The sequence below is a fragment of the Dokdonella sp. genome (assembly GCF_041395345.1).
GTDB lineage: Bacteria > Pseudomonadota > Gammaproteobacteria > Xanthomonadales > Rhodanobacteraceae > Dokdonella.
Window position 1 is genome coordinate 23115 of sequence record NZ_JAWLAR010000017.1, and the last position, 17003, is coordinate 40117.

Consider the following 17003-nt stretch of genomic DNA (forward strand, 5'->3'; position numbering starts at 1 on the left):
CTTTTGAACCCTTCCCTGTGAGCGAACCCAAAAATCACGACCTACTCACTGTCGTGGAAATGGCGGTTGACAACTTCCACTGAAAGAGTGTGTCTTTCACGACTACAACTTTGGACGAGTGACCGCCATCGGTCCACGTTGGAAGCATGCCGACCAGAGTGCAGCTTTCAATTACCGGCATCTGCTTCGACTCCCTGCCCCGGTTTCCGCGAGAGTAAGCACTGGCGCGAATCCCCCCGAAGGCGTCCGGAAATTAGTGGTCTGCCCCTGATACATCCTCGCAGCGTAAAGCAGTATCTGGCCCTGATAGGCGTAACAGCGTATGTCTACCTTCAAGGGATCTGAGTGCGCAGACACTTGTCGTTCACTGGGCTTTACCAGTTCCTGGGCGACATAGGTCTTCCCGTTGGAAATTTCGTCCCATACACGACGCGTCAACTTGTCGCCTCGGTAGGCGGCTTTGCTCCCGTAGCCGGCAGACGGCTTGAAGAACAGATTTCTTCGGTTCCCCCACAAGCTGTCCCGGTTCTGCGGCGACACCAAGTACGTTCTAGGAACGGCTCTGGATAACGCCTCAACCGACATCGGACTGGCCCCTGCTCTTCTCAGGAACTCGGGATCGCTCAGCAGAACAAGATTGCGTTTGTCGGCATACAGAGCATGCGCGCGTGGGTGTGGGGATAGAACGACTTCGTCCGATTCATAGGCAGCGCGGAGCCGGGCGTGCCCTTCCTCCTCAAGAGCAAAATCGGTAAGCCGGTTGTAGATCATGTCGACCGGCTCACCATTGAGCCAAAGACGACTACTCCTGTAGACAAACGCTTCCGGACTGCAGATATCAGCTCGAAGGCCGTGCCGACGGAACAAGTCCTGAAAAAGGCAAAACTCTGGGTAGAGGTACTGCTCGGTTGGCGACTCATCCACGATAGCAATCGACGTTAGTGGCTCGGATCTCCCTTGTAAGCGCCACTCTGTCTGAAAGGTCTGGACGACAGCGTTCTCGACCTGCATTAAATCTGTTGGCACCTTCATGATCTCAGGCATACAGAGCGACTGCGCTTGGCCCAGAACGGTGTTGAGCAAGACTCCGCCCGGATTCGTATTGATCTCGATCAGTCCGATTTTGTCTGGCGTTAGATGAAAATCCAGACCCAACAGACCACCTGGGGAACCGGGATCAATTCGTGCGATCGCCGAAGCTCCAAGCATGACTTCAGAACGATAGGCTGGAAGCCCGATGACCTCCTCGATTGCCGCCACAACACGGGCTATCCGCTCGATTTGCGCGTGAGGAACGTAGACAGGCAACGAGGCGAACAGGTGCGGATGCGTTTCCTGCATGGAATCGTCGACGCCGCGAGAACGAAGCAATGGCTCAAGTTTGGCTCGAATTGCTTCAGGGTCAGCGGTCACACAGAAGCAGTTGCTATTCAGCTCGGCCGCGGAATAGGAAGGAACGCAGACTCCACGGCCACATTGGGCTTCAATCGGGCTTTGCGATCTATCCAATTTAGACCCCCTGTTGGGTTGGCAATCACGCGATACTTGGGTCATAAGTTGGCAAAGGCCTACTTGATTTGTGTCAAGAACTATTCTAGAGAATGGAGTATGGTGCCTGTGACATGAACCGCTTCCGCCGCCGCCGCTTTCAGAGCCGACTCGCGTTACTCGCGGGCGTGGTGATGCTGTGGGCCCAGTTTGTTCTGGCGTTGCATCCAATGACGTCGATGTCGGCTATTGCTATGGCCAACACGGTAGTGTCCGCCCCGGCTGATCACTCAGGCTGTCATGACACGTCACCACCTTTGCAATCGCCGATTTGCCTCGCGCATTGTAGCCAAGGCGATCAAAGTGACGCGGCAGGTCGTGTCCCCTGCATACCTTTCCTGCCGCTGGCTTCAATATCCTTTATTTCCCTGTCGACCACTGGCGGCTTATCCATTGAGCCTCTTTCGACAATACGTCCGCCCGTTTCGTGGCATCGACCTACGCTTCATCCCGCCAGCCTCTTATTGATTTGATCTCTAGCTGATGTTCGACGGGCGGCCTTGCCGCCTGCTCGCGAGTACATCGGCGCTGCCGTCTTTTGATGGCGTGTTGCTTCCGCAACTACCTCACCCAGCCACGGCTGCGTGAAGTCGCAAGGCTAGAGACATGAATTTTCCCAGATACTTCCCCGCTTCTGTTCGGATGCGATCCGACTCGGAGGCGGATCGTCAGTTTCCCAAAAGAAGAGTTTGGCGTGCGTTCAGGACCGCCGCACTTGGAGTTGCCTTGGCAATTCCAATCGTCACGAGCAACCCTGCTCTGGCGAGATCGGAGATTCCCGGAGAGACCGTGGAATCCATTCGAACGTGGCTGATTGACGGCAACCCGGAACTACAAGCGCTTGGCTACGAAACCGACGCGGCGCATGCAGCGATCTACCCGGCTGGCGCACTTCCAGATCCCATGGCGTCCGTCACGTTGCTCGGTATTGATACGACCCATCCATCCTTGTTGCCCGGGAATGTTGGCTCTTCGCTTTATCGACTGCGCCAGCGTTTTCCACTCTGGGGGAAACGAGGATTGGCACGCGACGTTGCACAACAAAGGGCCGAAGCAATGGGCCTTGAGCGCAGCGCCATAGCACTCGACCTTGTCTCGGAGGCCGAGCAGTCCTACGTGCGATATTGGCATTCGATTGCATCGGTCAAGATCATTGACCGAATCATCGAGCTGCTGGATCAGGTTGAAGATCTCGCTCGCGTTCGATACGGGCTCGGCATGGCCCCGCAACAGGATTCGATACGCGCACAAGTAGAACGGACCAGCATGCAACGCCAGCGCATCGAGCGCCTGGCCGTCCGGCAGGAAGTCAGCTCGGCATTGAACGCAGTTCTGGGGCGACCCGCCGATGCCGCCTTGGCGATACCAGCCGACCAGCCGAACTTGCCGGTAGCGGCGACTACACGCGCCGAAGCACTCCAACGTCTCGAAACAGGCGAGCACCCACTCTTGCAGGCCAGCCAGTCAATCGCCAGTGCCGCCCGCAGCAATGTCGAACTCGAACGCCGCAACCGTTTTCCCGACATTTCCGTGGGCGTCGGCGCGTTGCAGCGCGGCTCTGGACTGGATAGCTACGAAATGATGTTGGAGGTAGAGATTCCCTTTCAACAGCACGCACGTCGGGAGCGTGAGAGGCAGTCTCGCTTGCTCGAAGATGCTGCACTCACACGCGCCAACGCATCGCGAATTGACCTTGAAGGCCAGCTAGGTTCCGCATGGGTCCGCTGGACCAGTGCCCGTGAACAGCGCCTGCTGATTGAAAACACCCTGATCCCCCAATCAGACGCGAACTTCAAGTCTGCCCTGGCCAGCTACCAGGTCGGCGAAGTCGACTTTGGAACCCTCCTCTCTGCCTTGCGGGAATGGCAGGGCGCGGACCTTGCCCGCGTGGATGCCACACGCGATGAGCTACTGGGCGCCGCGCAAGTGCGCGCCATTGACGGAGAATATTGATGAAGCGTTCGTATGGATTCGCAGTGGCTGCAGCTCTTGTCATGGCCCTGGCTATCGGATGGGTCGCCGGTCGAGCCCCTTGGTCGGAAAAGGAGGTTCCGGTGACAGAAGCTGCCACCAGTTCCGCCCCGAAGATCTTGTACTACCGCAATCCGATGGGCCTACCGGATACCTCGCCTGTGCCAAAAAAGGATTCCATGGGCATGGACTACGTTCCGGTTTACGAGGGCGGCGACGCTCCGGCCGCGTCGGGCACCGTAGTGGTCTCACCTGAGAAAGTGCAGCGCCTGGGTGTGCGTACCGAGCCGGTGCGCGCTCGTCGACTGGCCCCGCAGATTAAAGCTAGCGCAACTATCGAGGTCGATGAAACTCGCCAGTACGAGATAGCGCCCAAATTCGAAGGCTGGGTTGAGCGTCTATTTGCAAACCAGACCGGCATGCTCGTCAAGCGCGGGCAAGCATTGCTTGAGGTCTACAGCCCCGACCTGTTGGCTGCACAGGAAGAATTCCATATTGCCGAGTCCGCCGCGCAAGCATTGCAGACTGCAGATCCAGAGAGTGCAGCGACCATGCGTCAGTTGCGCGATGCCGCAAGGTCACGACTACGAAACTGGGATATCAGCGGATCCCAGCTATCCCAGTTGGGCGGTTCCGAGTCGGCAGGCAATCTTCTGATTACCTCACCCGCCAATGCAGTGATTGTCGACAAGCCAATAGTCCAGGGCGCGCGTTTTGCACCGGGCGAAACGATTCTTCGGTTGGCGGATCTCTCAACGGTCTGGTTGATCGCCGACGTACCCGCGTCAATCGCGACCAACGTTGCTATAGGCCAACAGGCAATATTCCAGTCTCCCACTCTGCCCGGACGAACCTTCGAGGGACGGGTCGCCTTTATCCAGCCGATGTTCGCGATGCAGACCCGGACTCTCGGCGTCCGTATCGAAATGCCAAACGACGATGGGAGCCTACGCCCGGGACTCTTCGGCGATGTGACGATTACCCAGGATGAAGCAGAGTCTGTGCTGGTTGTTCCGCGCACAGCCGTGCTTGACAGCGGTGAGCGTCAGATAGCGTTCGTCGAGCTCGCTGAAGGACGCTACGAACCCAGAGAAGTCGAGATCGGGGAGCGTGCCGGAGCGCTACTGGAAATCCGTCGAGGTCTCGCCGAAGGCGAGCGCGTGGTCACTTCGGCCAATTTCCTGATCGATGCCGAAAGCAACCTCCAATCCGCACTCGAAGGATTCAGCGCACACAAGAATCACGCGAGTACGGGATCGTCCGCCACGCCTGCAGCGGTTGAATCTTCCGGCGCCGCCAGCTCACATCCGACGGAGGCAACAAAGCCCGACGCGCAAAATGACTCGCCTCCTGACAGTCCCCCGGAAGCGGACCACCGGAATCATTCCCCGGCTGATCCACATGCCAACCACAATCAGCACGAGGGAGCCCACTGACATGCTCGCGAGAATTATCGAGTGGTCGGTGCGCAACGTCTTTCTTGTACTGATCGCCGCCATCGCACTCACCGGAGCAGGAATCTACGCCGTCGTAAAGACTCCTCTGGACGCGCTACCCGATCTTTCGGATGTGCAGGTCATCGTATTCACCGAAGTGCCTGGACAAGCGCCCCAAGTAGTCGAGGATCAGGTGACTTATCCATTGACTACATCGATGCTTGCGGTCCCCCGATCGAAAGTGGTTCGAGGCTTCTCCTTCTTTGGCGCCTCATTCGTCTATGTGATCTTTGAGGACGGTACAGACATCTATTGGGCTCGCTCCCGAGTTCTCGAGTACCTGAATTTCGCTTCCAAGCAACTTCCGCAAGGCATCACACCAACGCTGGGGCCAGATGCGACCGGCGTCGGATGGGTCTACCAATACGCGCTCGAAGGGAAGCAAAAGACACTCGACGAACTGCGTGCCATCCAGGATTGGTATGTCCGCTACCAATTGACCAAGGCCCCCGGTGTTGCCGAGATCGCCAGTGTTGGCGGCTTTGTTCGCCAGTATTCAGTCACGGTGGATCCCGGCAAGTTGCGTCAGTACGACGTCCCGTTGAATCGCGTATCCAAGGTGATCGCTGACAGCAATCGCGATGTCGGTGGTCGCGTCATCGAAATGACGGAGACCGAATACATGGTGCGCGGCCGCGGTTACCTGCGCGGCATTGAGGACATGGAGAGTCTTGTCGTGAAGTCCGATGGAGGCACTCCCGTGCTCATCGCCGACATCGCCCGCGTCGAACTCGTCCCGGACGAACGTCGCGGTATTGCCGAACTCAACGGCGAAGGCGAAACTGTCGCCGGAATTGCCGTTGCCCGGTACGGGGAAAACGCCCTGTCGGTTATCCAGGGGCTCAAGGACAAGATCACCGAAATCCAGGCAGGACTGCCCGATGGCGTCACCTTGCGAGCCGTCTATGATCGTTCGGACTTGATCCATCGCGCGGTATCTACCTTACGCACGACATTGCTTGAAGAAAGCATCATCGTGGCACTGGTCTGCATCCTGTTTCTCTTTCATGTGCGCAGTGCGCTTGTGGCCATCGTCATGCTGCCGATTGGTGTACTGATTGCATTTATCGCCATGCGCGCACTGGGCATGAACTCCAACATCATGAGTCTTGGAGGAATCGCCATTGCGATAGGCGCAATGGTCGACGCGGCAATCGTCATGATTGAAAACGCTCACAAGCACATCGAACACAATGACGGCAGCAAATCACGATTGCAGTTGATCATCGATTCCTGTCAGGAAGTCGGCCCATCGCTCTTCTTCAGTCTCCTGATAATCGTGGTTTCGTTTCTGCCCGTGTTCGCCCTTGAGGCACAGGAAGGTCGCCTCTTTCATCCACTCGCCTTTACCAAGACTTTCGCGATGGCGGGTGGGGCCTTGCTGTCGGTCACGCTCGTACCGGTGCTCATGCTGTTGTTCATTCGCGGAAAAATACTTCCCGAGAAGCGAAACCCTATCAACCGGTTCCTGATTGCGATTTATCGCCCGATCATCAACCTCGTGCTGCGCCACAAGGCGATGACGTTGGCTGTTGCAACGTTGGTCCTTGTGGTCTCGATCTGGCCCGCCGCCCGCCTCGGCAGCGAATTCATGCCGACTTTGAACGAAGGAACCCTGCTCTATATGCCGGCCTCGCTGCCCGGCATGTCGGTCACCAAGGCAGCGGAACTGTTGCAACAACAAGACCGCATCATCAAGCAGTTTCCGGAGGTCGAGTCAGTCTTTGGAAAAGCCGGTCGAGCCACTACGGCGACGGATCCGGCCCCGCTGGAAATGTTCGAGACAGTCATCAATCTGAAACCGGAAGATGAATGGCGCGCGGGCATGACCGTCGACAAGCTGATAGGCGAGATGGATCAAGCCTTGCAGTTTCCGGGCGTGGCCAACTCCTGGACGATGCCCATCAAGGCGCGCACAGACATGCTATCAACCGGCATTCGCACACCTATAGGCATCAAGGTGTTTGGTACTGACCTCGCGGAAATGGAACGCCTGGCCAAGCAAATCGAGAATGCGGTACGGCAGGTTCCAGGTACGACAAGTGCCTATGCGGAACGCCTGACCGGCGGCTACTACCTCGATATCGAACCTGATCTGAGTCAACTGGCTCGCTACGGACTGACCGTCGGTGAGGTCCAGGATGTGATTTCAGCCGCATTGGGCGGTGAAAAGGTGACCACTACTGTCGAAGGGCGTGAACGCTTTGCCGTAGTCGTGCGCTATCCGCGCGAGCTACGTGACGACCCCCAACGTATTGGCAGTGAAATCCTAGTGCCGACCATGGGCGGCGCGCAGATTCCTCTTGGCGAACTGGCCACGATCGCGATCAACAAGGGAGCTCCGTCAATACGTACCGAGAATGCCCTGCTCTCTGCTTACGTCTACGTGGATACACGAGATACCGACATCGGCGCTTATGTCCGTGCGGCGCAAAAGGCAGTTGCTGATTCGGTCGACTTTCCACCGGGCTACTACGCGACCTGGAGTGGTCAGTACGAGTATATGCAGCGGGCAATTGCCAAGATGAAGATTGTTGTCCCGGTTACGCTCTCGCTGATCTTCCTGTTGCTATACCTCAACTTTCGCCGCGTCACCGAGTCGCTGATCGTCATGCTGTCGGTGCCCTTTGCCTTAATCGGCGGCATCTGGCTGATGTGGGCTCTGGGCTACAACTTGAGCGTAGCGGTCGCAGTCGGCTTCATCGCGCTGGCCGGCGTCGCTGCGGAAACAGGTGTGGTCATGCTGATCTATCTTGATCAAGCCCTCGAGAAGCGCGCCGCCGTGCGGCGCAAGGATGGCACGCAGCTGAATGCCGAAGATCTGCACGGCGCAATAGTCGAAGGCGCCGTGGATCGCGTGCGACCAAAGATGATGACGGTCGTCGCCATCATGGCGGGCTTGCTGCCGATCATGTGGAGCACCGGAACCGGATCGGAAGTCATGCGGCGTATCGCAGCGCCAATGGTAGGAGGCATGGTGTCCTCCTCAATTCTGACCCTGATTGTAATCCCGGCGATCTATGCCGTAGTCAAACGCCGCCAGCTCCTGCGAGCTGAAACCCATAAGCCATTGTTGAGTTCTTGACCTGTGCGCCGCGCACAGGTCTAGGCTGAGAATGTCATGAACAAATTTCGCCCGCACATCAGAAAGAACGCTTCGTCCATGGCGCGGAAGCCACGTGAGTTGATGACGGTCTCGAGACTCGCCTCTTTCGCCGACGAACCCGCTCATGCGGTCCGCTACTACTGCCGGATTGGGCTGCTTGTACCAGCAACCACCAGCGCTAGTGGCTATCGATTGTTCGATCAAGGCAGTTTGCGGCGACTGCGTTTCATACGTCGCGCGCAAGGGCTTGGTTTCACTCTGGATGAGATTGCGGCGTTCATAAGGAGTGCCGATGCCGGATCAGAACCTTGTGAAGAGGTCATGGAGATCCTCGACCAGAGGTTGCCAAAGATTGGCGCGGAACTGGACAAACTCGTCTTGTTGCATGCGCGAATGTCCAAGGCACAACAGCGGTGGCGCGAATCCCATAGAGGCACTCCCAGTGGCTTCGAAATCTGCCGCTTGATCGAATCAGAAGGTGACACATCCATCAGACGTTCCTCGCCAACGGGTGAGGAACAAGTTGGCCAGGCCGAGGACTCCTCATGAACTCTGTGACGCATTCCCCCGCGAAACGCACTGCCTGTATCTCCAAAACTGCACCCGACTGTTCCGTGGTCACGCTACATCAAGTATCGGGCGCCGTGCGCACCCGCACACCGCTACGAACTTGAACTAAACCTCAACGAAAGCACCATTTTCGCGAGCTTCTGCTATGGAGAACCTCACTGGGACTACAGCCATGAACCATGAACATGAAAACCCGATGTCAAGTCGATCAAGCAGGAACAATCAATCCGGCCGTGCTGCGCGATCAAGCTGGCAGGCTCGGCTGAGCATCTGGCTTCTGATTGGTATAGCCGCCTTCTACCTGTTCAGTGAGCACCAGGCACATCTCGTTGCCAGTCTCAGCTGGCTTCCGCTTTTGTTGCTGCTTGCGTGTCCGTTCATTCACTTCTTTGGCCACGGCCATCACGGTTCGCACGGCGACCATGGCTCCCCAAAAATTCCCGAATCCGATTCGCCCACCGTAGCCGCTAATCCTGAGACCAATATCAAGCGCCTGGCTGTTTTGTCAGCCCTACCTGCCTCACGGGCGAAACGTGTCAGCCGCAAAGCGCCGCTGCGCCGTCAATGCTGGGTGGCGGCGGACAGGTATTGAGTGACGCGACCAACACCTGGACCAGCACACCCGCGTTCGTTGCCACGACGGTACAGTCGTTGACGCCCTATCTGTCCGATTCGGCTGAACAAAAGTATGACTTGACCACGCCCGGTCTGCTCAGCCATGGCATCCACAGCCAGTTCACGATGGATGTCTGGGGCAACCTTACCAATTCCACCGTTTACAGCCAGCGTGGGCAAAGCGGCTTGCTGATCATCGACGAGACGCAAACCACAACCAACATTTACGGGTGCACGCTGTCGCCTCCGACGACCAGTGGCTGTGTCGGTGGCAGTCTCAATGCCGAACGCCAGCGCCTCGGACGCTTGTCCGTCAGCACGGTAACGACGGCGCGTCCGGCGCAATCAGCGGTCGTCCGTCGGGCCAGCTTTGAATACGATGCAGTAACCCTGCAGTTGGTCTCGGAGATCCAAGGTCCCTATCCAGAAGAACCGGTGGCGACCAAGCCTCGCGTTGAGCTTCGTACCGACCGGATGTTGGACAGCGATGGCAATGCAATTCTCGAAGTGGTCTGTAGTACTTCTCACTTCGCGAACCGGAACGCATGCCTGAATCTCGCCGCATTCGATCAGCGCCAATGGGAGGCCGATCCCACCAAGGTTCAACGCTACCGGCGCATGCGCTATGACGACCGCGGCCGATTCATGCTGGGAACCTTGGCACCGTTCTACGACCCGAACGCCTCCAACAACACCACCGAAGAATTCAGCGAGCTAATTGGTATCGACGTGGCCCCAGGGCTGCTTCGGGTGCCCGCAGGACTGAACCTGGTGCCACGGCGCAATACGTTTGGCGATCCCTTGAACCACGTCAACGTGGCCGGCGTGCAGACCACGATGGCCTATGGCGCCCTTGGTCGAGAACGATTCAAGCGTGGCGTGCTGGGCGAATTCAGCAAGACGACTTACACCTGGTGCACAGACGCCGCGATCACCGGCATTCCGGCTGGCGCTCCTCGCGCAAACTGCCCTGTAGGTGCAGTATTCCGGGTGACAACGGACAGCACCGGAACGACCGGCACGTTCAATGGCAAGAGTGTGGCGCCAACCATGTGGGCCTATTTCGACCGCTTGGGTCGCGAGGTGCTCAAGACGACGCGCATCTATCAACAATCTCCATCCAGCACGTCCCGGTGGTCCAGTGTAGCGACCAGTTACGATCTGACAGGTCGCGCCAAAGTCGTTACGGTGCCCTATTTCTCCAAGGACCCCACGGCCCTCCAGTCCACGGCACGCGCTGGCACACCCGTAAGTGGCACACCCAAGAACACGACCGTTGACTATGACGCGATAGGACGCCCCGACAGGACCATCAATCCGGAAACTCCGGTCAATGGCCCAAGCGAAACGGTGTTTACCTACGATGCGCTGAAGGTTGAAGTAACCGATCCCCGCAGCAATCCGACGTTGCGGACCATGAATGGGCGCGACGAATCGGTGTCAGTCAAGGAACCCGGGGGCCTTACCGTGAGCTTCGGCCGCGACGCCGTAGGCGATCTCAAATCCGTCAGCCGTACGCCCACCGATGGTGACTCGGCGAACACATCGATCCAGACTGACCTGGTCCACGATCGTCTGGGTCGCAAAACCCAAATCAACGATCCAGACAAGGGCGGCTGGACGTACAAGTACAACGCACTCGGCGAACTGGTCGAACAGATCGACGCCAAGAATCAGGTCAAGAAGCTCTATCGCGATGCGCTGGGTCGTCTGATCAAGCGCACAGAGACGCGCCGCACTTCGGGCGGCAGCCAAGTGGCCGAACCGACGGCCGTCTGGACGTGGGACACCTCGCCCCGTCCGGGTGACATCAGCCCGCCCTTGGCCGGCGTCCCCGTGCTCGGTGCGCTACATGTAGAGACCCTGAGCCTCGGTGGCTATGAGCGAACGCTCAACTACGATGACGGCGGCCGCATCAAGCAAAGCACGACGGAGCTGGATGGCACCGCCTATATCGAGTGGCAAGCCTACGATGAAGTGGGGCGCGGAACCCTGCACATCGACCCGAGTACCGACATCAACTCGACGGCCGGCACGCTCGCCGAATACTCCAACGATGGCTATCCCATCCGCGTGCGCGAGGCGGCTGGCGGCACCACTGGACAAATCTATAGTGAGGTCTTCGCGCTTTCACCGCGCGGCCAGGTCAAGGAAGAACGCTTTCACGATGCCGCCAATCTCAGCACGACGCGCATCTACGACGATGCGACCGGTCGACTGCTGGGGATCAACAGCGGTACTGCGGGGGCCATCCAGAACTGGACCTATACCTACGACAAGAACACCAACCTGCTCAGCCGCTGGAACCAGGCAAACGGTCACAATATCAAGGAGACAATGACCTACGACGCTCTGGATCGCTTGAAGACGATTTCACTGACTCGATCCGACGGCATCGCCACGACGCAATCGACCAGTGTTACCTACGATCAGCTGGGCAACCTCATGACCAAGACGCATCAGGTGGGAGGCGGAACGCCCGTTTCGAACACCTGGACGTACGCGGGCTTCCCAAGCGGCTGCAGTCGTGTGGCGGGTCCGCACGCGGTGAGTCAGTTCGACGCGGCGACCTATTGCTACGACGAGAACGGCAATCAGACGCTGGCCAAGTATTCCGCCAGCGCGACACGGACAATCACCTACACGGGCTACGATCTGGCAGAGAGCATTGTCACGACCGGCGTGCCCAGCACAACTTCGGTCAGTTTCAAATACGCCCCGGATCGCGGGATGTTCAAGCGTGTGGATGGTGCAACCACGACGCCACCCGCCGGTGCCGGATGTGCGCCGGCCAACGATCGAATCTTCTGCGACGGCTTCGACCCGGGCAGCACTGGGGGAACCACGGGCGGAAGCACGACCTACTACGTGTCCAATGTAGAAGTTCGCATCGCTGGCACCACGACCACCACCAAGCGCTACATCGGCAGCAATCTGGTCATCACGGCCTCCAGCGTGAGTGGCGGGCCACCCTCGGCGCCGCAATACGCCTATCTCTTCCGCGATGCGCTGGGGTCGATTGATGCTATTGCCAACCAACTGGGGACGATTCAGCAGCGCCTGAGTTTTGATCCATGGGGACAACGTCGCTACGCAGACCCCCCAGGCTCATCCACCCTGTGGGGCATTCTGCCCGCCTCAATCGCAGCCAGCTTCGATACAACAGTGACGCGCCAAGGGTACACCGGGCACGAGCAACTGGATGGCGTGGGCCTGGTGCACATGCGCGGCCGGCTCTATGACCCCCAGTTGGGGCGATTCATCCAAGCGGATCCGTTTGTCGAATCTGACAAGGCTCAGGGACTCAATCGCTACAGCTATGTGCTTAACAACCCGCTGAGCCTGACGGATCCGAGTGGCTACCTCTCTCTTCGTCAGGTTGTCGGCATCGCCATTGCCGTGGTGGCAGCGTACTTCGGTCAGTACTATCTAGCCCAAGGCGCATACGCGGCAAGCTTCGGAATCGCTGTGGCGGGAGGATTTGCATCGGCGTACGTCGCGACTGGAAGCCTTCGGGCCGGTCTATGGGGTGCGTTTGCGGCGGGCGTGTTCTGGGGGATAGGAACAGCGTTCAGTCGCAGTTGGGCCTACGATACAGGCTATAGCTGCGGGGCCGAGATGACTCAGGGCGCGCGAGTAGCAAAAATTGCCGCGCATGGCGCTGCTGGCGGAACACTCACTGAACTTCAAGGAGGGAAGTTTGGTCACGGATTCGTAAGTGCGGGAGTGACGGAGACCTTCAGTCCAGCAGTGAGCTCGATTGACAACGTTCCCGCTCAAGCAGTCGCTTACGCGGCGATTGGCGGGACAGCGTCAAAGCTTGCGGGTGACTCGTTCAGCAATGGTGCGGCAACTGCGATATATCAGTTTCTTTTCAATACCGTGGTTCATTCAGCGAGTGATATCGCAAAGGCCAATGCGCGCTTGGCTGCTGCGAGTGCCAAGGCCGGAGAGATTGCCGGCCAAGGCTATGCGACGGCCAACGATGCTCAACTAGCAGCAGCTAATCGATGGGTTCCAGACGCATACATCACTGGAAAGGAGGCGAACTGGTATATCGTCCAACTTTCGGATCTGAGCTTCGGTTACACATATCCAAACGTTGGTCTCGCGGGTCAATCGCAAGTTTCACCCGTTAAATCAACGTTTGTTCTAGCACAAAGCTCGAACGGGATCTCCGTCTCTTCGATCAACAGTCTTGCTCACAACCATCTTCGCGGAGACACTAATTTTAGCGACTACGATAGACAATTGCTCGACTCCCCGCGCTATCGAAAATACCCGCTTTGGCTCTGGAACGAAAATGGGCATGCGTCAATGCTGAGATCCGGCGCTAACATTGGCGGTATCTCTGGTGCGAGAACATATAGCGGGGTTCGCATTCAGAATATGGATATCCCAGTAACTTGGTAGCGCTCGGGAGAGACACATGAAAATCGCCAAGATTGTCCTGATAGCCTTGATTGGATTTTTCGATGCCGCATTTGTCCAGGCGGCTGAGAGAAGCCGAATTGAGCAAAGCTTTCGGGATACGCCTCTAAGTCGCTACGAGAATCAGGTCGACATAGATTTGACGAACACTGACCCAATCCCGGCATCAATTGACGATGCGGGTAGGAAGATCTTGGAAACCATACCAAGGCCTGTATCGGATGACTTGCTGTCTGCGTCGACTCGAGCATTGAAAGACATCAATGGATGTAGGTGCCAGTTGCCGCCCAGAGCTCAAGCTATCGCATTCGCCGACTTCTTTTGGCAGGAGGCCAATCAGGGAAAACTCCGAAAGGAGTTGCCAGCTGGCGCTTCGCTATCCGACACGAGAATCATTTTCTCAGGCTTCTACGAATCGCTCTTGAATAGATTCGCAATGGCTTGGCAAATGAGAGCCCTCAACGGAGAGAGCGGGGTACTCCGCGAGTGCAATTCCAATGGAATTGAAGATGTTAATGCTTGTCTCAAGATAGCTTTGTTGCGCGGGCTGACCTTGAAAAGCGGCGATCCGATAGCCACACGAGATCTTGCCTATGTCTACTTGTCACAGCCCGAATTGAGCGAGTAAGTAACTGAAGTGCATGGAGAACAAGGGCCTATTGGAGATTGGATGTATCTGGTGACGGCATATCGCCTAGGACACCTTTGAGCTTGATCAACGTCGGTCCGGTGATCATGATTCGTTGGTTTCCGTGATCAACTCCATCGGTGTGCGCATAGAGCCGACCCAATAGTGGGGTGGACCATTCAAGTACTCGCCAATCGTGCTTTGGCGCAGTCGATAAGGATCAGCCATGCAATCTCCCAACAAAGCTCTGGAAAAGGATCAGTCCACCTCCAGCCAATCTGCGATTGATTCGGATGAGCTCGCGCGAATCGACGCCTATTGGCGCGCAGCCAATTACCTGTCGGTCGGACAGATCTATTTACTAAACAATCCACTGTTGCGGGAGCCGCTGACGCTGAAACACATCAAGCCGCGCTTGCTCGGTCACTGGGGTACAACGCCGGGCCTCAATTTCATCTATGCGCATCTCAATCGTCTGATCCGCGCACATGACCTCAACATGCTCTACATCACTGGTCCGGGACATGGCGGTCCTGGCATCGTCGCCAACACCTATCTTGAAGGCAGCTACACCGAGCACTTCCCAGACATCACGCAGGATAGCGAGGGTCTGCGCAAATTGTTCCGGCAATTCTCCTTCCCCGGTGGCATTCCAAGTCATGCCTCTCCCGAGACACCGGGTTCGATAAACGAGGGTGGCGAGCTGGGCTACTCACTGGCACATGCCTATGGCGCCGTGTTCGACAACCCGGATGTCATAGCCTGTTGCGTCGTCGGTGACGGCGAAGCAGAGACCGGGACGCTAGCTACCAGTTGGCACTCGAACAAGTTTCTAAACCCCGCACGGGACGGCGCCGTCCTTCCGGTGCTTCATCTGAATGGCTACAAGATCGCAGGTCCCACGATTCTTGGGCGAATGTCCGACTCGGAGTTGGAAAGCTTGTTTGAGGGCTATGGCTACACAGTGCGCTTTGTCGAGGGCGATGAGCCACATGCCATGCATCGCCGGATGGCGTCGACGCTCGACTTGGCACTCGAACAAATTCGAGCCGCGCAAAACCTCGCACGCAACGATCACCAGATGGTTCGCCCGCGCTGGCCAATGATCATATTGCGCTCACCCAAGGGATGGACCGGACCCAAACAAGTAGATGGTGTCCCTGTCGAGGGCACTTTCCGCTCCCACCAGGTTCCACTCTCCGGACTGGCCGAAAACCCTCAGCATCTCGCACAGTTGGAGTCCTGGATGCGCAGCTATCGGCCAGAGGAGTTGTTCGATGCGAATGGACGACTGTTGCCGGAACTTGCCGAGCTGGCACCAGCAGGCAATCTCCGCATGGGATCAAACCCGCACGCGAACGGCGGCTTGCTTCTTCGGGACCTGAATATCCCCGATTTTCGCGACTACGCCGTCGAAGTACGCTCTCCCGCAACAGTCACGGTGGAGGCAACACGAATCATGGGTGCGCTTCTGCGCGATGTCATGGCTCGAAACCCCGAAATCTTTCGCGTCATGGGTCCTGACGAAACGGCTTCCAATCGACTTACTGCCCTCTTTGAAGTAACCGACCGAACGTGGATGGATTCTGTTCTGTCGACTGACGATCACCTTGCACCCGATGGACGCGTGATGGAAGTGCTCAGTGAGCAGCTTTGTCAGGGCTGGCTCGAGGGGTATCTTCTGACAGGACGTCACGGACTGTTCTCATGTTACGAGGCGTTCATTCACATCGTTGATTCGATGTTCAACCAGCACGCAAAGTGGCTCGATGTTTCCAGGGAAGTGGCGTGGCGCCGTCCTATCGCCTCGCTCAACTATCTTCTAACTTCGCACGTATGGCGACAGGACCACAACGGGTTCAGTCATCAGGATCCAGGATTTATCGATCTGGTTGCAAACAAGAAGCCCGAGATCGTCCGCGTTTTTCTGCCGCCCGATGCCAACACGCTTCTCTCGGTTACAGATCATTGCCTGCGCAGTCGTGGTCAGGTCAACGTCATCATTGCTGGCAAACAACCGGAACTCCAGTATCTGGAAATGGAGGCCGCAATTCGGCATACCTCGGTCGGAGTAGGAACATGGGATTGGGCCGGGAATGCTGGAGATGAAATTCCCGATGTAGTGATGGCCTGCGCTGGAGATGTACCGACACTCGAGACACTGGCAGCTGTGGACATTCTTAGAAAGCACGCGCCCGAAGTAAGAGTCCGCGTCGTCAACGTCGTTGATCTGATGCGTCTACAATCAGACCGCGACCATCCGCACGGCCTGAATGATCGCGAGTTCGACATTCTGTTCACCGCTGACAGACCTGTCATTTTCGCCTATCACGGCTACCCGTCGTTGATCCATCGACTTACCTACAATCGAACCAACCACCACAACTTCCATGTGCACGGTTTCAAGGAAGAAGGGTCAACGACGACGCCGTTTGACATGGTCGTCCGAAACGAGCTTGACCGTTTTCATCTGGCCATCAACGCCGTTCGGCGCGTTCCTGCCCTGGGCAACTGTGCCGCGGCACTGACACAAGAATTGCTTGAGCTACTGTATGCACACAATCACTACATAAGGGAGCATGGTGAGGATGCCCCCGAGATCCGAGAATGGACATGGCCCTACTGACATCATGGGGGC

Annotated in this window: 9 protein-coding genes; 8 read left to right on the forward strand and 1 reads right to left on the reverse strand. The window is 57.3% G+C overall.

The genetic code is table 11. The features are described 5' to 3' along the window. Window positions 1-171 precede the first annotated feature (171 nt). The gene (locus R3F00_RS14675) at window positions 172-1413 is read right to left on the reverse strand and encodes a hypothetical protein (RefSeq protein ID WP_371282550.1); all 1242 of its coding nucleotides are present in this window, start codon (window positions 1411-1413) and stop codon (window positions 172-174) included. A 924-nt stretch (window positions 1414-2337) separates the two neighbouring features. Between R3F00_RS14675 and R3F00_RS14680 the strand changes: the two genes are divergently transcribed. The 8 genes from R3F00_RS14680 (at window position 2338) to R3F00_RS14715 (ending at window position 16991) form a co-directional block, all read left to right on the forward strand. After that, window positions 2338-3501 (forward strand): TolC family protein, encoded by a 1164-nt coding sequence (locus R3F00_RS14680; protein WP_371282551.1) that lies wholly within the window; start codon window positions 2338-2340, stop codon window positions 3499-3501. Beyond that, entirely contained in the window at window positions 3501-4955 is a 1455-nt protein-coding gene (locus R3F00_RS14685) for an efflux RND transporter periplasmic adaptor subunit (RefSeq protein WP_371282552.1), read from the forward strand. The genes R3F00_RS14680 and R3F00_RS14685 overlap by 1 nt, the downstream gene beginning before the upstream one ends. Before the next feature lies 1 nt (window position 4956). Next, complete coding sequence (locus R3F00_RS14690) at window positions 4957-8100, forward strand: efflux RND transporter permease subunit (protein ID WP_371282553.1); 3144 nt, start codon at window positions 4957-4959, stop codon at window positions 8098-8100. A 36-nt stretch (window positions 8101-8136) separates the two neighbouring features. Next, window positions 8137-8670 carry a MerR family DNA-binding protein gene (locus R3F00_RS14695; RefSeq protein ID WP_371282554.1) on the forward strand — a complete coding sequence of 178 codons (534 nt, stop codon included), beginning with the start codon at window positions 8137-8139 and terminating at the stop codon, window positions 8668-8670. Window positions 8671-8863: 193 nt separating this feature from the next. After that, window positions 8864-9283 carry a DUF2933 domain-containing protein gene (locus tag R3F00_RS14700; RefSeq protein ID WP_371282555.1) on the forward strand — a complete coding sequence of 140 codons (420 nt, stop codon included), beginning with the start codon at window positions 8864-8866 and terminating at the stop codon, window positions 9281-9283. Then, the gene (locus R3F00_RS14705) at window positions 9280-13719 is read left to right on the forward strand and encodes an RHS repeat domain-containing protein (RefSeq protein WP_371282556.1); all 4440 of its coding nucleotides are present in this window, start codon (window positions 9280-9282) and stop codon (window positions 13717-13719) included. Before R3F00_RS14700 ends, R3F00_RS14705 begins: the two co-directional genes overlap by 4 nt. 16 nt (window positions 13720-13735) lie before the next feature. Continuing rightward, window positions 13736-14365 (forward strand): hypothetical protein, encoded by a 630-nt coding sequence (locus R3F00_RS14710; protein ID WP_371282557.1) that lies wholly within the window; start codon window positions 13736-13738, stop codon window positions 14363-14365. A 226-nt stretch (window positions 14366-14591) separates the two neighbouring features. Beyond that, window positions 14592-16991, forward strand: coding sequence for a phosphoketolase (locus R3F00_RS14715; RefSeq protein WP_371282558.1), 2400 nt, complete (start codon window positions 14592-14594; stop codon window positions 16989-16991). The last annotated feature ends 12 nt before the right edge of the window (window positions 16992-17003 follow it).